Source organism: Vibrio sp. 03_296, assembly GCF_002265885.1.
In genome coordinates this window covers 1-793 of sequence record NZ_NPKW01000369.1, presented here as the reverse complement: position 1 = coordinate 793, position 793 = coordinate 1, and the positions used below count along the sequence as shown (strand labels likewise).

Genomic DNA, 793 nt, shown 5'->3' with positions numbered 1-793 from the left:
TTTGGATACCATGATCAACGCATGGACTCTATACCAAGCAGAAACGTGCGTGGTGTGGTCTCGTTTTGCCTCTTTCATTGAAGTGGGTGGCCGTACAGGCTTGGGTTACCGCGAATACCGCGCARGACGCAATTTCGGTTCCTCACACCAACCCAGCAATGACGCGCAAGCGCTTGGTTGATCTGCTCGCGGCCAAGTGAAAGCCGGATACGGTTTACACCTATTTGATCCAGATTGGTTCGATCCAGAAAAAGCGGATGTTAAACCATCAAAATCACCAACCGTTGTCCCAACACCATCTGACGATGACAAGATCCACGGTATCAAAGACACCTGTTCAGACGACCACCTATGGATCGTGCCAACCATCTTGAACTATGTAGAAAGAGACAGGCGATATCGGCTTTATTGATGAAGTGATTCCTTACGCCGACGCGCAACGCCACTGTGTATGAACACATGATGGCGGCGCTGGATTTCTCCGCAGAATACGTTGGTCAAACGGGTATCTGTAAAGGTCTACGCGCAGACTGGAACGACTGTCTAAACCTAGGTGGTGGCGAGTCTTCTATGGTGTCATTCCTACACTTCTGGGCACTGGAAGCTTTCCTAGAGCTTTCTCGCTTCCGCAATGATGAAGCGGCGACAGACAAATACCAAGCGATGGCAAACGGCGTTCGTGAAGCGTGTGAAACTCATTTGTGGGATAGAGAAAGCGATGTATATCCGTGGTTTGACCAAAGATGGGGACAAGATCGGTACCTTCGACCAAGTAGAAGGTAAAGTACACCCT

The 793-nt window shown here is 49.6% G+C and carries 1 protein-coding gene and 1 pseudogene; both read left to right on the top strand.

Annotation, left to right across the window (positions count from 1 at the left end; genetic code table 11):
* Positions 1–10: 10 nt before the first annotated feature.
* A pseudogene (locus CIK04_RS33790) lies at positions 11–412 on the top strand (hypothetical protein).
* 50 nt (positions 413–462) lie between these two features.
* Positions 463–783: a hypothetical protein gene (locus tag CIK04_RS33785; protein ID WP_325205795.1), complete on the top strand. Its 321-nt coding sequence runs from the start codon at positions 463–465 to the stop codon at positions 781–783.
* The last annotated feature ends 10 nt before the right edge of the window (positions 784–793 follow it).

Coding starts and splice junctions, on each gene's coding strand:
- CIK04_RS33785 (WP_325205795.1), top strand. CDS start 463: ATGGCGGCGCTGGATTTCTCCGCAGAATACGTTGGTCAAACGGGTATC.